The organism is Gracilibacillus halophilus YIM-C55.5 (assembly GCF_000359605.1).
Classification (GTDB): Bacteria; Bacillota; Bacilli; order Bacillales; family Amphibacillaceae; genus Gracilibacillus; species Gracilibacillus halophilus.
Genome location: NZ_APML01000055.1, coordinates 14347 through 34550 on the forward strand (window position 1 = coordinate 14347; position 20204 = coordinate 34550).

Below are 20204 nucleotides of genomic sequence, written 5' to 3' on the forward strand. Positions count from 1 at the left end.
CGAAGCGTTATACCGAAAATAAATCTTCAGGAATTTTTTCTTGATAATATCGAAATAATTTCTTTGTTATCGGCCCGAACGCCCCACCATTCATCTTCTTCTCGTCAATTTGGGTGATAGGAACAATTTCTAATGGTGTCGCTGTTAAAAAGCATTCATGCGCTTTCTCTAATTCATTAAGGTCGATTTCTCGTTCGTAAACCGGAATCCCTAATTCTTTCGCTAATCGAATGACTTGTTTTCTCGTAATACCACCTAAAATATGATGATCCGTTGGGTGAGTCACGAGCGCTTGATCCTTCACGAGAAAAAAGTTCGAGGCGCCACATTCACGCACGATGCCATCCCGATAAAACAATGGTTCATCATACCCATTTTTCTGAGCAGTCGTTCGCGCCATCACGTTCGGCAATAAGTTTAACGATTTAATATCACAACGCAACCAACGAATATCTTCTTGGAGCATGACTGTCACGCCGTTTTCCCACATGTCAACTGGCTTTTCAAATGGGGTCACGATCGCATAATAGACCGCTTGTAAATTCGGCTCATACAAGTGATCTCGCGGCTGCTCACCTCTCGTCACTTGAATATACAGTTTACCATCCGCTTGAAACTGATTCGCTTTAATGACATCCCTCAATTGTTCAATCAGTTGTTCTCTCGTAAATGGAGGTACGATATCAATTTCTTTCATCGAATAAAACAATCGGTCCAAATGCCAATCCAATAAATGAATCGCACCTTGATAAATACGAATGACTTCATACACACCATCGCCAAATTGATAGCCTCGGTCCTCGTAAGAAACACTCACTTCTTTGTCATCTTGATCAAGTATCTTACCATTCCACAGTACATACTTATTCATCCGTTCCATCCCCTTTCACACGCAAAACAATTTTGCCGATGTTTTGATTCGCTTCCATATGTTCATGCGCTTGTTGCACCTCTTCAATCGGAAAAACGGTATCTATAATTGGATGAATTTGTGCTGCTTCAATGAAAGGACCTACCTGTTCCATAAATTCTTTGGACAAGGCTGCTTTATAGGCATCACTTCGAGGCGTAAGCAATGTCCCCGTTACTTGCACACGTTTCATCATCAGCTGCATCAAATTCACATGTTTTACAGTACTACCGCCAAGTACACCAATCACAACCCAACGTCCATCTGTAGTGATGCTTGCTAGGTTCTTTTCCCAATAACTAGCACCGACAAAGTCCAAAATAACGTCTGCACCTTGGTCGTCAGTCGCTTGTAATACTTCTTCGTCAAATGCTTGCTCTTTATAATTGATCGTGACATCAGCTCCCAATTCGCGACAAAAATCTAACTTCCGTTCCGATCCCGCAGTTGCGATTACTGTTGCCTGACTGAATTGCTTTGCTAACTGAATCGCTGCTGTGCCAACACCACTTGCACCAGCATGAATAAGAATCGTTTCATGTTCAGCTAAATGCCCGATCCAATACATGGTTTGATACGCTGTTAAAAAAACTTCAGGAATCGCTGTAGCTTGCTCAAAAGTGACCTGCTGTGGAATGCGCATCGCTCGATCTTCGGGCAACGCTACATACTCGGCATAAGCGCCTCCATTGACTAATCCCATCACTCTGTCTCCGATTTGAAAATCCGCATGTTGATTGGCATCCACTACAACGCCAGCGACTTCAACGCCAATAATTGGATTTTCCACATATCCCATTTTTCCTTCTCGATTCAAAATATCCGTTCGATTCACCGCCGCAGCATGCACTTCAATCAGTAAATCGTCAGCCGTTAGTTGCGGTTTCGGCATCTCTGTATACGTTAACTGTTCAGCACTTCCAGGATTTTTCGCAATGACACCTTTCATTTTTGTGTACATAATATCAATTTTCATCTCCTTATTATTTATAGATCATACATCTACTTTAATCCTAGTTCTATATATTACTGAAAGAATATCATAATTATGAAAATGAGAAAAAAGAACAACTTTGAGAGCGTAGCTACGATGATTTTATTCATTCTGAAATCTGCTTGTGGATTGGCACTAATTACAACACTATCACACATTCCCCCAATAAAAGTCCTTTCATTATTAATGGTATTTTATTACTGGATAAAATGACCTATAAATTATAAAATTTTGCTGACAGTATATAAGAAAAATGATATAATGCAACTTGCATGTTAAGTATATTTTAAAAGGGGGTTAAATAAATGTCACCATCACGAATTTTAAAATGGGTAACAGGCGGGCTAGAAGCATTATTAGGCATCCCAGTATTAGGGGGATCAATAATTATTGGGCTTCTATGGACTCCATTAGCAGTTATGTTGATTTTACATATCGTTACTTTGGTACTAACTAAAAAGGATGGCGGTACAACAACCGGCAGTATTTTAGGGATTGTCACCTCATGCGTTGGTATGATCCCATTTGTTGGAATGATACTACACATTTTATCAGCTATTTTCTTAATGATAAATGCTTCACAACCAGATAACCAAGAAACAATAGTAACTGAATAACTTCTATTGAATCATTCATTTTATATCTGTGTAATAAAAAAAGCTGGATCTGTTTTAACAGCATCCAGCTTTTTTATGCTTTATACTTTTCGAAAGGCACGTCTTTCTGCATAAGTGACGCATGTAAAGCAAACAGGTACTTTTTCTCCATTATCGTTATAATAATAAGTTGGATCAACGGGCTTATTGTTACATACGGCACATTTTTGCGTCGTAAACAATCGCTTGATAAAGTCTAGCATGACAGCTCCTCCTTATGCACGATGACTACTTCTATGATAACATGCTCGTTCAGCCGCGAGAAATGCCAGTTTATCTTTTCGCTAAAAACCAGCCGTTTAATAAATCCTCTCGATTATAATCGAAGCGCTCATCATCTTCATAACGTGTCACTTGTCCGCCAGCTGCTTCTACTATCGCTTGTCCAGCTCCCGTATCCCATTCCATCGTTGGTGCATAACGCGGGTAATAATCCGCCTTCCCTTCTGCAACGAGACAGAATTTTAACGAACTACCTGAAGAGACAACATCGACGGGACCTTCTAACGATTGAATAAAATCTTCCGTTTCCTCTGACATATGTGACCGACTAGCAACGACATGTGTGACGTCCGGATTGTCGACAAATGGAAGCTGTGTACTTTGCGCAATCAAGTCGTCAACATCTTGAATCGATCGTTCAGAAGCTTTTTCGAGTTTATATGCCCCTTGATCTTTACTGCCGAAATAAAAAGTGTCCAGTGCTGGTGCATAAATGACACCACTAACTGGATAATGGCCCTCAATTAAGGCGATATTCACGGTAAACTCGCCATTCTTTTTAATAAACTCTTTCGTCCCATCTAATGGATCAACCAGCCAAAATTGCTCCCATTGTTTGCGTGTGTCATAATCTTTTTCCTTACCCTCTTCACTTAAAACAGGAATCGAGGAATCGAATCTTTGTAGGCCACGAACAATCGTGTCATGAGCACGTTGGTCTGCGATCGTTAACGGTGAATCATCCGATTTATATTCGACGTCAATTTCTTCATGATAAACCTTTAAAATCTCCTCCCCTGCTTCCAAACAAATACGATACAACTGATACATTGCTTCCATAACCAACCACCTTTTTATAAAAAATTAAAACCATACCATATGAACGACTGTGACCGTGACGAACATAACTAAGATGCTTAGCGGCGTACCTACCTTAATATAGTCACGAAACTTATATCCGCCTGGACCATAAACAATTAAATTCGTCTGATAACCAATCGGTGTAATGAAACTCGCTGAAGCTGCAATCGCAATAATGACAGCAATCCCCATATAGTGAACGTCAAGACCTGTTGCAATTTCTAGACCAATGGGAAGCATCAGTACAGCCGCTGCACTATTGGTAATTAATTCAGTAAATATATTTGTTAATAGATAAACAATCACTAAAATCGCGAGCATGCCGAGGGGTTCGACGACGGCCAATAATTGTTCGGCTATCCAGCGAGCGAGCCCTGTTTTCGTCATCGCCGCCCCCACACCAATCGCACTAGCAATTAACAACAATACATGAAATTGCAAATAATTTTTTGCTTCATCTACGCGTATGACCTTTGTCAGTAAGAAAATAAAGACAGCGAGTAACATCGCTTTAAACATGCTAAATACACCAGCCGTAACGAGTGTAATCAATGAAATCAATGTACCTAGCGCAAACCAGCCTTTTCGTCGGTTATCCTTGAGATTTGAAGGTGCATCTAAGGACGAAACGACGTAAAAGTCACTCGATTGTTGATACTTGCGAATGAAATCAGTCCCCGTAAGCAACAGCAAAATATCTCCAGGTCGTAACACAATGTCACCGACCTTACTCTGAATTCGCTCATTGTCGCGATGAACCGCCAAGACGCCCGCATCAAAACGAGAACGAAATTGTGATTCTTTGATCGACTTCGATAGTAACGATGATTGATGTGATACAACAGCCTCAACTAATTGCGTATCACCATTTTTTAAATCTTCTAATGCCAAGTGTGAACCTGTTTCTAGCGTTAATCCTTTCATGTTTTGTAAATCGGCAATAGTAGAAATGAGTCCTGTGAAAATTAATCGATCGCCTTCTTGGATGACAGTAGTTGAGCGTACCGGCGACACTCGTTCCTCTTGACGAATAATTTCCACTAAGTATAGTCCTGTTAACTCACGTAAACCTGCTTTTTGTACCGATTGATCAACGTAAGGAAAATCGGATTGAACCGTCATCTCGGCAATATATTCCCGTGAATCCGCTTGAACCTTCTCGGTAAAACCTAAATGGTTCGGTAACATTTTCAAACCGACGGTAAATAGGTAAATAAAACCAATGATTGTGATAGGGAAACCGACAACCGCTAATTGAAATAAATGAAATCCTTCTAACTCACGATCCAGCAACATACCATGGATCACTAAGTTCGTAGACGTCCCCATTAACGTAATCGTTCCACCCAAAATCGTGACATAAGATAACGGAAGAAGAAATTTCGACGGAGCAATGCCTCGATCCTCACACCATTTTTTAATCATTGGGGTGAAAGTCACGACAATGGGGGTATTATTCAAAAAAGCAGAGGAAATGGATGTCGGCATAAAAAAGCGTATCATAGAACTTTTAACACTCTTGCTTTTATCAAGCCACTTTGTCATCATTTCTTCGATTAATCCATGTTTTTGCACCGCACCAGCAACGATAAATAATAGAGCGATCGTTAACATCCCTTGATTAGAAAATCCACTCAACGCCTCTTCTGGTGTTAAAATACCCGTCAGTAAAAATACGACCAATGCCGAAAATACAATTAAATCAGGTCGCGCTATTTCAAGCACAAGTGCAACAAACATGGCAATAATGACAATAAGAACAAAAATCATATGAAATGTCATGGGGAAAAATACCTCCAATATGTATGAAACTTCGATAACCTCAAAATACTTCCTCCCCATCTATCACGCTAGAAAAATCTCACTCACGCCAGAATTCCATTCGTCACGCTAGAAAAACCTCGCCCACGCTAGAATTCCATTCGTCACGCCAGAAAAATCTCACTCAAATATATATTTGCAAAAAAAGCTACTACCTAAGCTGACAGATAGTAGCTTTTTTCTCATGTATCGATTAATCAAGATATTTCATGACTTGTTTCACAACATAATCTGTTGCTTCTTCTAGCGAGTATTGACTCGTATCGATCTCGATATCAGGATTTTCTGGTGCTTCATAAGGGCTAGAAACACCCGTAAAGTTAGGAATTTCACCGTTACGCGCTTTTTCATAAAGTCCTTTCACATCACGTTTTTCACATTCTTCTAGCGGTGTGCTTACGTAAATTTCAACAAAATCGTCACCGATAATCTCACGTGCTTGCTGACGATCATTTTCATACGGTGAAATAAAGGATGTCATCGTAAGTAAACCGGCATCATTCATCAGTTTCGCCACTTCAGCAATACGACGAATGTTTTCGATACGATCTTGTTCTTTAAAACCAAGATTTTTATTCAATCCATGGCGAACGTTATCTCCATCAAGTAACATCGTATGATGCCCTGTAGACACGAGACGTTTTTCTACTTCATTCGCCAATGTCGATTTCCCAGAGCCAGATAAACCTGTAAACCATAGTGTGACAGGTTTTTGTCCTTTTTGTTGGGCACGAATTTCCCGGGAAATATCGGTGTCTTGCCATACCACATTTGTCGAACGACGAAGTTCATGCTCAACGACACCACTACCAGAGGTCATATTGGTGACACGGTCAATTAAGATGAATCCGCCAAGTCCTTCGTTATGATCAAACTTATCGAATACCATATCTTCCGCTAGTGAAATATCACACTTCACTAGTTCATTTTTATAGACTTTATCTGCAGGGACTTCTTGTCCCGTGTTAATATCAATTTTATGTTTAATGTTCATAACTGTTCCTGGAAGCATTTGGGTTCCCAGTTTCACAAGATAGTTACGACCTTCAACTAGTTCTGTATCGTCCATCCATAACAATGTCGCATTAAACATGTCCGTGACACTAATGCTTTCAGATGTTGTTAATACACAACCACGAGAAACGTCGACTTCTCGATCCAATTGTACGGTGACCGGTTGACCGACAAAAACTTCATCTTCTTCTTGATCCGTAACGAGCAAGCTTTTGACGGTAGCCTTTTCTTTACTAGGCAATGTTATGACTTCGTCGCCTACTTTTAACGCGCCAGCTTCCACTTGACCTTGGAATCCGCGGAACGTATGATTCGGACGACTGACACGTTGAACAGGCATTACGAAATGCTCCATATCAACATCATCGGTTACAACAATGTTCTCTAAATATGGTAACAACGCAGATTCTTGATACCACGGTGTATTGTCGGAGTTTTTCGTAATATTATCTCCTTCTGTTGCTGATACCGGAATCACCTGTACACTGTCAAGATTAAAACTATCCGTCAGTTGTAAGAATTCTTGTTTAATGTCTTCATATTTCTGTTGGTCATAGTCTACTAAGTCCATTTTGTTTACTGCGAGCACGAGATGTTTGATCCCCATTAATGCACAAATACGCGCATGACGTTTCGTTTGAGTCACAACACCTTGGGTCGCATCAACTAAGATGACAGCTAAGTCGGCAAAAGATGCACCGACGGCCATGTTACGCGTATATTCCTCATGGCCTGGCGTGTCAGCACGATAAACGAACGATGGTCAGTATTAAAATAACGATAAGCCACATCAATCGTAATCCCTTGTTCACGTTCAGCCATTAAACCATCAAGTAATAGCGAATAATCGATTTCGCCGCCACGGCTTCCAACTTTACTATCAAGCTCTAATGCTTTTTCTTGGTCAGCGAATAAAAGTTTCGCATCATACAACATGTGACCAATTAACGTTGATTTCCCATCATCGACACTTCCGCATGTAATAAACTTTAATAAACCCTTCATTTTAGAAATACCCCTCTCTCTTACGACGTTCCATACTACCAGCAGCTTCTTGGTCGATCACACGGCTGGTTCGTTCAGATGATACAGCACCTAATGTTTCTTCAATGATTTCATCTAACGTATCCGCATCTGACTCAATACCACCAGTAAGAGGGTAACAACCCAGTGTTCGGAAGCGGACTTTCTTATGTTGCACTTCCTCACCCGGTTCTAGCTTCATTCGGTCATCATCTACCATAATGATGTTGTCATCACGGTAAATCACGGGACGCTCTTTTGCATAATACAATGGAACAATTTCAATGTCCTCTTTTTTAATATACTGCCAAATATCTTTTTCCGTCCAATTGGAAAGTGGGAAAACACGCATACTTTCGCCTTTATTAATGCGCGTATTATAAAGCTTCCACATTTCTGGCTTTTGGTTTTTTGGATCCCAGGCATGATTTTGATTACGGAAAGAAAAGACTCTTTCTTTGGCACGTGATTTTTCTTCATCACGACGACCACCACCAAAGGCCGCGTCAAAGCCATGCTTGTCCAAACCTTGCTTTAATGCCTGTGTTTTCATAATATCCGTATAGTTGGCACCATGATCAAACGGATTAATCCCTTGTTTGGCGGCTTCTTCGTTTGTCTGTACAAGCATTTCAATACCAAGTTCTTTTGCTTTACGATCACGGAATTCAATCATTTCGCGGAACTTCCACGTCGTGTCCACGTGCATGAACGGGAACGGTGGCTTTTCCGGATAAAATGCTTTGAGTGCAAGATGCAACATGACCGAGCTATCTTTTCCGATCGAATATAACATCACTGGGTTTTCACATTCTGCGGCTACTTCGCGAATGATATAAATCGCCTCAGCCTCTAATTGATCGAGGTGCGATAAAGTTTTCATTATGTATCCCCCTTAAAATAAAACTATGAAACTAGCACATTAGTAGATCAAATAAATCCAATCGTCATTATACCACCATTTTCTACTACATTCCACCCTCTTTTTAACCATTATATGCTATTTTTCCTATAATTCCAATTAGTTTGATCGGAATTTAGTTATTTTAATAAATATTATACAATCTTTTCTTTTCAAGAACAACCATTTAGCTAAAAAAAGCCAAGCATTCACTTCGCTTGACTGAAGTTACATCGTATTTCCTTTTTCTCGCAACTGTTTAATCGCCTCAATAATTTGCTTTTGTTCGTGTTCATCATGATCGAACGAAACGCCATAGTAATATTGATCAGCAAAATGTTTTTTCCAAACGATTTCACCTTGCAAATAATGTTCTTGATCATTTAACAAAAAACGAAATGTAGAGAACACTGGCTGATCACTGATGAGCGTAATTTCAAGCGACGTGCGAAATTGTAAACCGTTAGGACTCAAGTTGACGATTTCTCCTTCCCCTTCAGGTATACTGACCATTTGTTCTCCTACTTGTTTTATCGCAAAAGATGTCGATATCGGTTCGTCGAATGCAAAACGAAAAGCTTCATCTCTTTTATACATAGCTTTTCCTACTCCTTTTCTTTGGTACTTCCTTCACATCAAATAAATACCCGAGCAATGACATATATAAACTGAGAACATCGAAGATTCTTTCAACAGAATTATTAGTTTAAATGCACTACAAAGTAATGATTTATAAAGATAATCGAAGAAATGATTACATATTATAAGCAAAAGCATATCATATTTGTTAAATAACTGTATACGATATCTGAAAGCAATATTTGTTACTTTACACCGATTGTTCTTTATATAAAACAAACGTATAATTTCACTTAGTTCATTATATAGAACAAATAATAATTATATATAGAACAAAACTTATTGGATGTGAATATCATGCGCTTCACCTTTTTTGTTGTTTGTGCATTTTTGTTGATTTCATTACCTAGACTCGAATCTTATAGCGAGGAGCAGAAAATTATGCAAATTCATACGGCACAATCGTTCGTTAAAACGAATAAAGATGTACAAGCGAGTTTACATATGATCAAGCAACGAAAGATTCAAACAGCCTATCAAGAAGAAGATTGGTCACTCGTTTGGCATGATGAATTTAGTCAAGATGCCCTCAATCCGAATCATTGGAACACAGAACAGTGGGCTTCCGAAAAAAATCAAGAGCTACAATACTACCATCCCAAAAATGTAGCAGTCACTGACGGCAAGTTACAAATCATCAGTAAGAAAGAAAATGACAATGGCCGAAAATACACTTCTGGTGCGATTCATTCCAAAGATCTCGTTCATTTTCAATACGGGAAAGTGGAAATGCGCGCAAAATTGCCAACTGGAAAAGGGGTATTTCCCGCCTTTTGGATGATGCCTAATAAAGAGGATACGTGGTTACCCGAAATCGATATCGTTGAAATGTTAGGCGATGAACCGGAAAAAGTCTGGATGACACAACACTGGTTAGATGAAGAGGAAACGTTACGGAGTCGTTCTGACACTTACGTTGGCGACAACTTTTCAAAAGACTATCACACGTTCGGCATCGAGTGGACACCCCATGAAATCAAATGGTTCATCGACGGTGAAGAACAATTTTACAGCCATACATCGGTTCCGTCTGAATCGATGTATCTCTATATCAACACAGCGATTGGCGGCGAATGGCCAGGACGTCCTGATGCAACGACCCGTTTTCCACAAACTTTTTCCGTCGACTATGTCCGCATATATCAGAAAACAGAGGTGAATCCATAATGCTAGAAGTCACGATCTTTTTATTTTGTTTTTATGTTGTCATCCAACTCATGTATATCTTTTATCCATTATACACCGCAACGAAATCCAACCCAGCCAACTCAGAGAAAAAAGAAAAAGGGATTAGCGTCGTCATCCCTGCTTATAATGAAGAGAAAATTATCTTAAATTGTCTCAAAGGCATTGAAAACTTAAACTATAAAAACTATGAAATTATCTTTGTCAACGACGGCTCGACCGATCATACACTCAATCTATTAATCAATCAGCTCGATTTTCGGCCTGATTGGTATAAGCTCCCAGCACTGAAAATTCCTCATGAAGACGTTATCGAAGTGTATCGATCGAGGCGATTTCCGAAACTATACTTAATTGATAAGAAAAACGGTGGCAAAGCTGATGCCTTAAATGCTGGCGCTGAATATGCAGCCAAAGAAATTGTTGTCACATTAGATGCCGATAGTATTCTCGATCCAGCGTCACTCCAAGCGATGAATCACGCGTTTGACGACCCTGCACTGATCGCAGGTGGTGGTATGGTTCAAATTAAACAAGGATTCGACAATCATATTGGTACACCTAAAAAACCAAATCCGATGTTTCAACTGCCTGGCATTGTTCGTTATCAAATCTTACAATACATGACCGCTTTTTATTTACACAAATTCACACAGTCCAGACTGCAATCCATCTTTGTCATTGCCGGTGCATTCGGTGCCTTTCGTAAACAAGCATTGTATGATGCCAATGGCTACCGACGTACAGTGGGCGAAGATATGGACGTCACGTTGAAAATTCATAAATTAATTAAAACCAATCCGAAATATAAACACAAGAAATTGACATTCATTCCTGAAGCCTTATGTTATACCGAATGCCCAGAAACATTTTCCGACTTATTAAAACAACGCATTCGCTGGCAAAAAGGATTCGTTGACTGTGTGTTATTTTTTAAAAAAGCATTTTTCTCACAGCTCGGTTTTCGACTGTCATTTTTGTTTTTGTTTGAATTTTTATTACTTGGAACGATTAATGCATTCCCGACTGCGCTCATTCCAGTCTTTCTATTATTTAACCTGGATAACTATATGGTGGCTGTGGCATTATTCTCGACGAATTGCTTTCTAGCCATCACGCAAAGTTTGACAACTGTATTTGTTAGTGAACGATTCGGTTTGATCTATCCAAATCGACATTTTCGCAAGTTTTTGTTCTTTATACCGATCGAAACCATTACTTACCGTTTACTAGGTCTTGTGTTCGTCATTACAGGAACCATTTCTTATTTTAAAAATAAAGACGGTTGGTATGTATCCAAACGTATCGGGAACGCACAAGATCGAGCACCACTTGAGGAACAGAAAGAAGCAGCATAAGGAGGACAAACCATGTCTCGCAAACATGTATTTAATATAGGGTTCACTCTCGTTTTTCTCGTTTGTTTTGCATGTATTATTATGTTTTTTAAAGATGATATTTTACATGCATTATTTCGAGATGGCTTGTTCCCGATTGATGAAACGATTGAGATGGAAGCTTGTCAAAACTGGACCGATGACGTGCGTGATTTTGAACTAACTGATCGGGAAAAGGCAGAGAGCGTATCTGTACTCATGTATCACAGAGTCGTAGAAGAAAAGCACCTCAATCAATATCTAACAGAAGACGACGGTTCCATTGTCTCTACCGTTATCTTGAAATCCAATTTTATTAAGCAAATGGACCTATTACGCGACGAAGGATATACGACACTAACGTTAAAAGAATTGGAATTATTCATTAAAGGAGAGATCGACGTCCCGAAGAAAAGCATTGTCCTAACCTTTGATGATGGATTTAAAGATAATGCAAAAGAAGTATATCCAATTTTAAAAGAACGCGGACTAAAAGGAGTGAGTTTCGTCATCACTGGTGCTATCAGTAAATTCGATGCCAAGTATCAACCGGGTGAGTATCAATATTTCAGCGCGTCAGACATCATAAGCAGTTGTGATGTATTTGACTTTCAAAGCCATACGTATAATTACCATCAACGAATGGAAGACGATACACCTTTTTTGATTGGGAAAGAAGATGAACAGGTGACACAAGACCTCGAGCGGAGTCTCGTAAACTTAAATGGACGCAACCAAGCCTTCGCTTCCCCTTATGGCGGATACGATGAAGGAAACATCGAAACCTTTCAAGAACTCGGATTTGATATGGCCTTCACCGTCATACCGAATGATGTCACAAGAGAAACATCCGTGTATGAAATCCCGAGAAAGGAAGTCTTCCCTGACGATTCCCTTGAAGACTTTAAAGAAAAAATCGGGTTGAATGTGCCATAAGCATCTTCTTACGATTCGCTTTTCCATAATTGTTCAATCACAATCACTAGTCCTGTACCTACTAATAACCCATTACTTAATAAATTTTGTAAAAATGATGGGAACTCGGCAAACACTTCCGCAGGCAAAAACATCGTTCCCATCCCGATTAAATAAGCGACACCAACAATAGTGACTTTTCTCGAATCCAGTTCTGTCATCGTTACATTTCGGATAGCGAGCCCAACCAGTTGGACAAACGTCGCCATGAGTGCAGCATTCGCAATCGGTGCTGGAATAGCAGAAATAAAGGTAACAACAGGTGGAAAAAAAGCGACCGCCATTAAAATGATCGACGCATAAACAAACGGCCATTTCTGTTTTTGCCCGGTTAGCCCGATGAAACCAGCTGATGTAGCTAGTGGAACATTGGCAATTGAAGAAAATACACCGGCTAATCCGTGATTCACACCTGACGTGAATGTCCCGCGATTCACTTGCGTTCCGCTGCCGCCATTAGTATCGCCAACTGTTTGACTCACCGCAATCACCGAAGCCACAACATTTGAAATTAAAATAATCGCTGTCACAAACGCGATCGGTACGACACTCCAGTCAAGTACTGGCATGCCAAATGCAAATACGTCAGGAACAGCAAACAAACGCAAATCCTCTCCAACTGGTTGTCCCCCGGCAATCGGCGCATACATCAGCCAGCCTAGCATAATACCGATAAACACGCCATAACTTTTCAGCCACCCTTTGGCAAACGTCGATAACCCTAACACAATCGCAAACGTGACAAACGCAATCGACGCATCAGCTAACTGAATCGTCGATGAACCTTGCAAGCCCAGCATGCCCTCTAAAAATGTACCGCTCAATTGAACCGTTAATAAGAAGAAAAAAGTCCCCGTGACAAGCGGTGTAAAGATCGGCAAAATCTTTGACGAAATTTTAAAGACTCCAATCAGCATTAAAAATATGCCCGTTAGGATCATCGTCGTTTCCAGTTGCATGAGAGATCCGCCTGTTGCAGCCATCACAGTAAAAATACTGACCCAAATACCAGCCGGCCCTTCCATAATCGGCAGTCGATGACCAAATACCGCCTGCAGCATTGAAGCCAGTCCGACAACAAAGAAAGTTCGCTGCATTAAGCCAGACACTTCTGCAAAATTCATCTCATAGACAGAACCAATGACGATCGGCATAGCAACCGCACTCGCCAATAAAAAGATAAACCACTGAATGGTTTCCATTGTTGTTCGTTGCATGAAAAAACACCTTTTTTGATTCATTATATAATATCTCATTTTGCTCACGCCAGAATCTCACGCGTCACGCTAGAAAAACTTCACGCTATCTCGATAAAACGGATCATTACCGATCAGCAACACTCGATCACATAGTCTCTGAATTTCATCCAAATCATGTGACGTATAAAGAATCATCGTCTGTTCTTCTTTAGCCCGTCGTCGTAAATACTGACCAATTTCAATACGCGATTTTAAATCAATGCCAACGGTTGGCTCATCCAATAGCAATAAATTGGGCTGATGAATCAAACTAATAGCAAGGTTTAACTTTCGTTTCATCCCACCTGACAATGTTGACACACGTTGCTTCCATTGAAAAAGATTCATATCCTGACAAAGGTTATGTAGCTCTTCTTTTGAACGATGATTCCACGCTAATTTTTCAAAAAAGATCATATTTTCTTCGACAGTGAATGTGTCCCAAACCGCAATATCCTGTGGTACAAACCCGATCTGCTTGCGAACTTTCTTCAAATCGTTTTGATAAGATAAGCCGTGCAACGCAATCGACCCAGACGTTGGCTTAGAAATCGTAGCTAATAATTGAAGTAATGTGGACTTTCCTGCCCCATTTTCACCAACGAGCCCAACGATTTCGCCTGGTTCGATGGAAAACGACAACTGATCAATAATATTCGTTTGGCCAAAATGTTTGGTGAGATGTTCAACTTGCAGCATTCTCTCGCCTCCTTCTGCCATACCAAAACAAGATCACGCCCGCACTACATAACAACCAGCCAATAGTGATTTGATTGTCCAAAAATGCTGCCATCGGATGTAGCCAGTTGATCACATGCATGTCACGAACCGGCAGTAATAAACCGCACATGCAAGCCATCAAAAAACTGACCGCATAAAACACGTACAGCCGCTTCCATACGAGCGCAACACAAAAGGACAAAAGCGTCAGCATGCATCGGTAACTAAGCAATGTTACAACACCCATCGTCTCATCAAATCCAACGCTAAAAATAACATACGTGACAAGATCAATCACGAGCCAAATCACAAAATAAAGGAAACCATTTAATAATAAATAATCATGCCAACTTAGTTTGGTAAAATAAAACCTTTGCGTCACGAATGATTGTTTTTCTTTTATTAGCCAATCCATCGTCAATAAACTACTTAAAATTGCTAGAAGCGCCCAAATGTGCCATATCTCCCATCGAGACCCTTCATCATCCTTTTTCTCCGCTTGCGAGGCATATTGAAAGCTCGCATGTATTAACTGTTCTTCCGCTTGAATCTGTTTACTCGTTTGAATAACGTCTTCAGCCGACCATAATGATTCCCCGCGATACCTTTCTGATAGCTGATTTATCACTTGAACTGCCTGATAACGTCCGCCCTGTTCTTGTATATGGGAGACAATCATTTCTTTCACAGCTGTATAAGCATACGACCGATTCGTCTGATAACTCGTGATCAAATTCGTTCGTTGTTGGGTTTGAATTCCCTCTTGATAGCCTTGATGGATGACAAACACACTGTCTAATTCATGTTGCTGAAGTTGACGAATCGCTTCATCATGTTCCGTTTCTCGAATCGCCACAAAATCAGATGTCTCCATTTCTTGATACAAATCATTGGCCAATTCCGTCTCTTCCTCAACAATAACACCAATCGGAACATAACTATCATCTTCAACCACATCGACAAATGCAAAAAGCAATAATGCGCCAACCAAAGGCAACAACAGCCAAAAGAAGAACGATAACATACTTCGTTTGATGAATAACCAACGTGTTATGATAACAGCTTTCATGATGCCGCACGCCCTTTCCATATCGCAAGCACCCATACAACGACGCCACCAATCGCGCTCATACCAATCAGCGGGATATAATCTGCATAATATCTTTGATTTAAGACGAGCTCCTCACACCATACAAATACATGATAAGAAAAGATCAAATTCAATAGATCTTGTATATATGATGGGAAATAGATGGTGGGGATTACCGCACCACTGGCTACAAACAATACAGCCATCATGACAAACTGCAGGAACAATCGCAGTTTCGTTGAGCGCACAACGAGTTCAATCAATAGAAGGAATTGAATCAGTAAGATGACATAAAAACCAATAAGAATCATCACTCGTCGGATATTCTCCCCTGCTAAATCCCATGCCCACCACTCGTGAAAACCGAAGAACGATCCAATCGCGAGTAACATCATGATGAAAAACATCATCATGAATCGAGCGATGAATTGCTGTAGCGGTGTTACACCATACAGCATCATCCGTTGTTGAATAGCAGGTGAATATTCCTTATAAAAGAAATGGTACATCAAAAACAACCAAACCGTAACCAGTCCAAACCATGCAGAAAGCCCGTAATAATTGACAGGAGAAGCTGTCGCTTGATTTTTGATGTCTTCTTGTGTCAGCACTTGATCTTTGCCGAGCGTTTCCATTAAGTAAGACTGAAATTGTTCCATCATGAAATCATCTCGCGCTTGTTCACTCATCCCCAATTGCTTGGCATATTGCTGAATCGTTAAAATATTCGCTTGTGACACGCTAATATGTCGAACCGCACTATTGGCGAGCTCATGAACCAGTTGGCTAGACACGGATTGTTTGCGGTTCCCCACTACGGACAATTCAACCGATTCCCCTCGGTATAAATCATCTATAAACGCATCAGGAAAAAGCAAATAAGCCGCTAATTCATTCTCAGCGATCGCTTGCTTTGCTTCTGTCTCATCCATTCTTTCGATATCCAGCACGGACGAAATCGAGGATGATTCCTCCAATAATTGCATAATAAAACGAGTTTCCTCAGATTGGTCACGATCCACTAAGCCGACAGCCACCACATCATCTTTATTTCCCATCGAGAAAAATGAAGCGATCAATACCATCATGACGCCTATGATAAAAATTGGAAAAAGCAAAAGAAGAGGAAGTGACCACCACTTCCTCTTGATCTGTAGCAAATGATTTTGTAAAAACAACCCTACATGTTTGATCATGATTCAATCGTTCCTTTAATACATGGGTCCGAGCAGTTGTGAGGCCCACTGTTGAAATTGTGGGATTACGTCGTTTTCCATATATTGTATAAAACCCTCTTGACTCATACTTCCTAAGTCAATCACTTGCTCACCAGTCGGCTCCTCTACTTGATCAATAGTGCTTGCATCTTTGTTGATATTGAGCGCAACATTTCCTTGATTCACTTGGGGAGCATCTACAGATAATTGATGTGATGAACTCATTTGATCCGCTTCATAAGATGCCTCACCTGACCAAATTACAGTTGTGCTTGCCATCGTAGGATCTTCAAATGATAACGTCCGTTCAAAGGTTTTACCATCTTCTTCAATGGTTTCATTTGTTTCAAGTGTCATAGTGGCTTGATCCGCTGTTATTGTGATGACATCATTCGCCGTTTCCCCATCAAAAGACAAATCACCATTCACTTGTAACACAGCTTCTTCATCCGCTAATACTTGGTATTGGAACACAGATTCATCCTCTTTTGGCAGCCAAGTGCCTTCAACAGCCAAACTAGTTACGGCGTCTTCATGGGGACCACCTTCAAACTGGAAATCTCGTTTTACTATCATATCTTCATTCACCCAAATGGTTGACGTCATACCATTTGGACTTGATAATTGCTTGACATTTTCACTAGCTTCTTGCATCGCTGTCTGAAACTCTTCAATGATTTGATCCGCTTCTTCAGCAATAGCTGGTGATTGTGTGCCACTCATCCCGCCGAAGGTTTGAAGTTGATACTGCTCTTTGATGATTTCTTTCAATCTTTCATCTTCAGCCATCGTGGCAAATAAGTCAGAAAAAATCGTTTGCAGTTGTTCTTCGGTTAAATGAAATTCAAATTTTTCAGCGTTGATCGTTTCTCCTTCGACATCAACGTCTTCACTAGAAGTACTGAATCCATCCTCTGGCAATGCATCGTATAATTGCTTCCCGTATTCTTCCTTGATATAATTTACATCTTCTTCAGGTAACGTTGAGTTTTCAAAAAACATGCCAAAATCAATTTCTTCTTCACCAGTAAATGTGGCTGGGTCCAAATGATTCAGTATAGTCCCAATATTTGCGCCCTTCACTTGCCACATATCTTCGATGAATGGTAAACCTAGGATCGCTTTCTCTTCATCGATATACGCTTCTACACCTGTTAATTGAATATCTGCAACGCCAGCTTCTATTGCTGTATGCGCTTGTTTGTTTTGTTTATCTTGCGCAGTTGTAATCGTTAAAGATGCGTTATTGACGATTTGTGGAACATCCATACCTGCACTCATGCCCGTACTCATACCTGCTGGTTCATTCATGTCAGCAGATAATTCAATCACTGATTCAATCGCATGTTCCTCCGTATACGCCAACCAATCAAGCTCATTTTGATAACGATCTTCTACTTCCGTCATCACTTGTTCGAAGCTGTTTTTCTCAGCTAAAAAATATTGTTCTTTCGGCGATTTGTTTAACACAAATGCAAAAGTCGTTACAACGCCAACTACGGCAATAACAGCTATCGTTAGAATGACTACTTTCCAACCGCCAAACTTCTTTCGTTGTTGCTGTCCCCCATTTTGAACTTGATCTTCCATTGATTTTCTCCTCTCTAAATTCCTATAAGTTAAAGATTTTTCTATTTTTGAAAAAACATACAGTAAAATATTAACAGAGTTGGTTTTGATATTCAATAAGTATTTTAATAATGAGACTAAAGAACGATCAACGATAAACACTCGCACTGAACATATAGAGGAATAACTTATTAGTGATGATGGAAAGATAGAGATAATCGCCAAGATTTGTAGGAGGTCATCAAATGAAACAGCGTTATATCGTTTTATACATTTCTATCTTTTTGCTTTCGATACTCGTTCTAACAGGTGTTATCATTCCTGAATTATTAGAAAAAGTTACCGCAAATATTAAGTCACTCTTTGCGAATGCATTTGGATGGTATTATCTCATCCTAGTCGCCGTGGTTGTCATTAGCTGCTTGTATTTACTGATGTCACCTGTTGGACGAATTAAACTCGGAAAACAGGATGAAGGACCTGAATTTTCTCGGCCGACGTGGATTGCGATGCTATTTAGTGCGGGAATGGGGATTGGACTTGTCTTTTATGGAACTTCAGAACCAATTAGTCATTATGCCATTAGCTCTCCCACAGGTGAAATAGGGACCGATCAAGCGATAAAAGATGCGCTTCGATTTACATTTTTTCATTGGGGGATTCACGCTTGGAGTATCTATTCGATCGTGGCTCTTGCGATTGCGTATTTTCACTTTCGACATGATCATTTAAATTTAATTAGCGCAACGTTACAACCACTTTTTGGTGATAGGGTCACCGGCATGACAGGTAAAGCGATTGATACCTTTTCTGTATTGGCAACCGTTTTAGGTGTTGCGACATCACTCGGATTTGGCGCTGTGCAAATTAACGGTGCTTCGCCTATTTAATGGAGCTCCCTACAACGTTCTGGGTCCAATTTTTGATCATCGTATGTGTTACGGTTCTATTTTTAATCTCTACATGGACAGGATTGGGAAAAGGCATCCGCATCTTAAGTAACACAAATATGGTTTTAGCAGCTGCTTTATTGGTACTCATGTTTGTATTCGGCCCGACCTTGTATATTTTAAACTTATTAACCAATACGATCGGCTCTTACTTTCAAACCTTACCACAAATGAGTTTTCGTATCGCACCACTGAACGAAGATATCCGCGGCTGGATTAATGGATGGACGATTTTTTATTGGGCATGGTGGATTGCCTGGTCACCGTTTGTTGGCATCTTTATCGCCCGCGTGTCAAAAGGACGCAGTATCCGCGAGTTTGTGTTCTTTGTTTTATTGATTCCTTCACTCGTTGTGTTTATTTGGTTTACCACATTTGGAGGCTCAGCCATCTCATTAGAACATAATGGTGTGAGTGAAATCTCCCGTCTATCGGCAGAAGAAGCATTATTTGGCGTTTTTTCCAATTACCCTTTATCATTAGTCACATCGATTACAGCGATGGTTTTGATCGGTTCATTTTTTATTACATCAGCAGACTCAGGGACTTATGTATTAGGGATGATGACAACCAATGGGTCGCATTCTCCAGGTAACAAAGTAAAATTTACGTGGGGGCTTTTACTATCAGCCGTTGCTATCGTATTGCTGTATACAGGCGGTCTGCAAGCATTAGAAAATATGATGATCATCGCCGCTTTACCTTTTTCTATCATTATCGGTTTAATGGCGATCAGCTTAGTGAAAGCTTTGCGCGAAGAGGCTAACCAACTCGGAATCGGTCGGGTAAAAAAGAAAAAAACGTAATAAGAAACAAAAAAACAAAACGTAACTGAAAACATAT

The 20204-nt window shown here is 40.1% G+C and carries 18 protein-coding genes and 1 pseudogene; 5 read left to right on the forward strand and 14 right to left on the reverse strand.

The annotated features are described in order from the left end of the window. Positions 1-7 precede the first annotated feature (7 nt). Together dat and J416_RS11310 are read right to left on the reverse strand one after the other, a co-directional pair. Positions 8-880: a D-amino-acid transaminase gene (dat, locus tag J416_RS11305; protein ID WP_040513470.1), complete on the reverse strand. Its 873-nt coding sequence runs from the start codon at positions 878-880 to the stop codon at positions 8-10. Continuing rightward, positions 864-1859 (reverse strand): NAD(P)H-quinone oxidoreductase, encoded by a 996-nt coding sequence (locus tag J416_RS11310; protein ID WP_040513490.1) that lies wholly within the window; start codon positions 1857-1859, stop codon positions 864-866. The genes dat and J416_RS11310 overlap by 17 nt, the downstream gene beginning before the upstream one ends. 350 nt (positions 1860-2209) lie before the next feature. On the opposite strand from J416_RS11310, the gene J416_RS11315 reads away from it, so the two are divergent. After that, entirely contained in the window at positions 2210-2521 is a 312-nt protein-coding gene (locus J416_RS11315) for a hypothetical protein (protein WP_003471957.1), read from the forward strand. A gap of 80 nt (positions 2522-2601) precedes the next feature. Here the strand turns inward: J416_RS11315 and J416_RS15960 are convergent, their stop codons facing one another. The 7 genes from J416_RS15960 to J416_RS11340 form a co-directional block, all read right to left on the reverse strand. Next, the gene (locus J416_RS15960; protein WP_003471960.1) at positions 2602-2763 is read right to left on the reverse strand and encodes a hypothetical protein; all 162 of its coding nucleotides are present in this window, start codon (positions 2761-2763) and stop codon (positions 2602-2604) included. Between the two features lie 70 nt (positions 2764-2833). Continuing rightward, complete coding sequence (gene cysQ, locus J416_RS11320; RefSeq protein ID WP_003471962.1) at positions 2834-3622, reverse strand: 3'(2'),5'-bisphosphate nucleotidase CysQ; 789 nt, start codon at positions 3620-3622, stop codon at positions 2834-2836. A 24-nt stretch (positions 3623-3646) separates the two neighbouring features. Then, positions 3647-5425: an SLC13 family permease gene (locus J416_RS11325; RefSeq protein ID WP_003471964.1), complete on the reverse strand. Its 1779-nt coding sequence runs from the start codon at positions 5423-5425 to the stop codon at positions 3647-3649. Between the two features lie 232 nt (positions 5426-5657). Then, a complete protein-coding gene (gene cysC, locus J416_RS16465) occupies positions 5658-7187 on the reverse strand; it encodes an adenylyl-sulfate kinase (RefSeq protein ID WP_003471966.1) in 1530 nt (509 codons plus the stop codon). Beyond that, on the reverse strand, positions 7157-7483 hold the full coding sequence (locus tag J416_RS16470) for a GTP-binding protein (protein ID WP_003471969.1): 327 nt from the start codon (positions 7481-7483) through the stop codon (positions 7157-7159). Before J416_RS16470 ends, cysC begins: the two co-directional genes overlap by 31 nt. Before the next feature lies 1 nt (position 7484). Next, positions 7485-8384, reverse strand: coding sequence for a sulfate adenylyltransferase subunit CysD (gene cysD, locus J416_RS11335; RefSeq protein WP_003471972.1), 900 nt, complete (start codon positions 8382-8384; stop codon positions 7485-7487). A gap of 246 nt (positions 8385-8630) precedes the next feature. After that, positions 8631-8999, reverse strand: coding sequence for a PilZ domain-containing protein (locus J416_RS11340; protein WP_003471974.1), 369 nt, complete (start codon positions 8997-8999; stop codon positions 8631-8633). 339 nt (positions 9000-9338) lie between these two features. On the opposite strand from J416_RS11340, the gene J416_RS11345 reads away from it, so the two are divergent. Genes J416_RS11345 through J416_RS11355 form a run of 3 tightly spaced genes read left to right on the forward strand, consistent with a single transcriptional unit; the run spans position 9339 to position 12538 of the window. Then, complete coding sequence (locus J416_RS11345; protein WP_040513472.1) at positions 9339-10208, forward strand: glycoside hydrolase family 16 protein; 870 nt, start codon at positions 9339-9341, stop codon at positions 10206-10208. Continuing rightward, positions 10208-11584 (forward strand): glycosyltransferase family 2 protein, encoded by a 1377-nt coding sequence (locus J416_RS11350; protein WP_003471979.1) that lies wholly within the window; start codon positions 10208-10210, stop codon positions 11582-11584. The genes J416_RS11345 and J416_RS11350 overlap by 1 nt, the downstream gene beginning before the upstream one ends. 12 nt (positions 11585-11596) lie before the next feature. Then, the gene (locus J416_RS11355) at positions 11597-12538 is read left to right on the forward strand and encodes a polysaccharide deacetylase family protein (protein ID WP_003471982.1); all 942 of its coding nucleotides are present in this window, start codon (positions 11597-11599) and stop codon (positions 12536-12538) included. 8 nt (positions 12539-12546) lie between these two features. Here the strand turns inward: J416_RS11355 and J416_RS11360 are convergent, their stop codons facing one another. From J416_RS11360 to J416_RS11380, 5 genes are all read right to left on the reverse strand, one after another. Further along, entirely contained in the window at positions 12547-13794 is a 1248-nt protein-coding gene (locus J416_RS11360; RefSeq protein WP_003471983.1) for a purine/pyrimidine permease, read from the reverse strand. Between the two features lie 69 nt (positions 13795-13863). Then, entirely contained in the window at positions 13864-14514 is a 651-nt protein-coding gene (locus J416_RS11365; protein WP_003471985.1) for an ABC transporter ATP-binding protein, read from the reverse strand. Beyond that, positions 14501-15604 (reverse strand): ABC transporter permease, encoded by a 1104-nt coding sequence (locus J416_RS11370; RefSeq protein ID WP_003471988.1) that lies wholly within the window; start codon positions 15602-15604, stop codon positions 14501-14503. The genes J416_RS11365 and J416_RS11370 overlap by 14 nt, the downstream gene beginning before the upstream one ends. Then, positions 15601-16821: an ABC transporter permease gene (locus tag J416_RS11375; protein WP_040513476.1), complete on the reverse strand. Its 1221-nt coding sequence runs from the start codon at positions 16819-16821 to the stop codon at positions 15601-15603. The genes J416_RS11370 and J416_RS11375 overlap by 4 nt, the downstream gene beginning before the upstream one ends. A 15-nt stretch (positions 16822-16836) precedes the next feature. Beyond that, the gene (locus J416_RS11380) at positions 16837-18432 is read right to left on the reverse strand and encodes a DUF6583 family protein (RefSeq protein WP_003471994.1); all 1596 of its coding nucleotides are present in this window, start codon (positions 18430-18432) and stop codon (positions 16837-16839) included. A 224-nt stretch (positions 18433-18656) separates the two neighbouring features. Here J416_RS11380 and J416_RS11385 point away from each other — a divergent pair. Further along, positions 18657-20167: pseudogene (locus tag J416_RS11385) on the forward strand (BCCT family transporter). Positions 20168-20204: the final 37 nt, after the last annotated feature.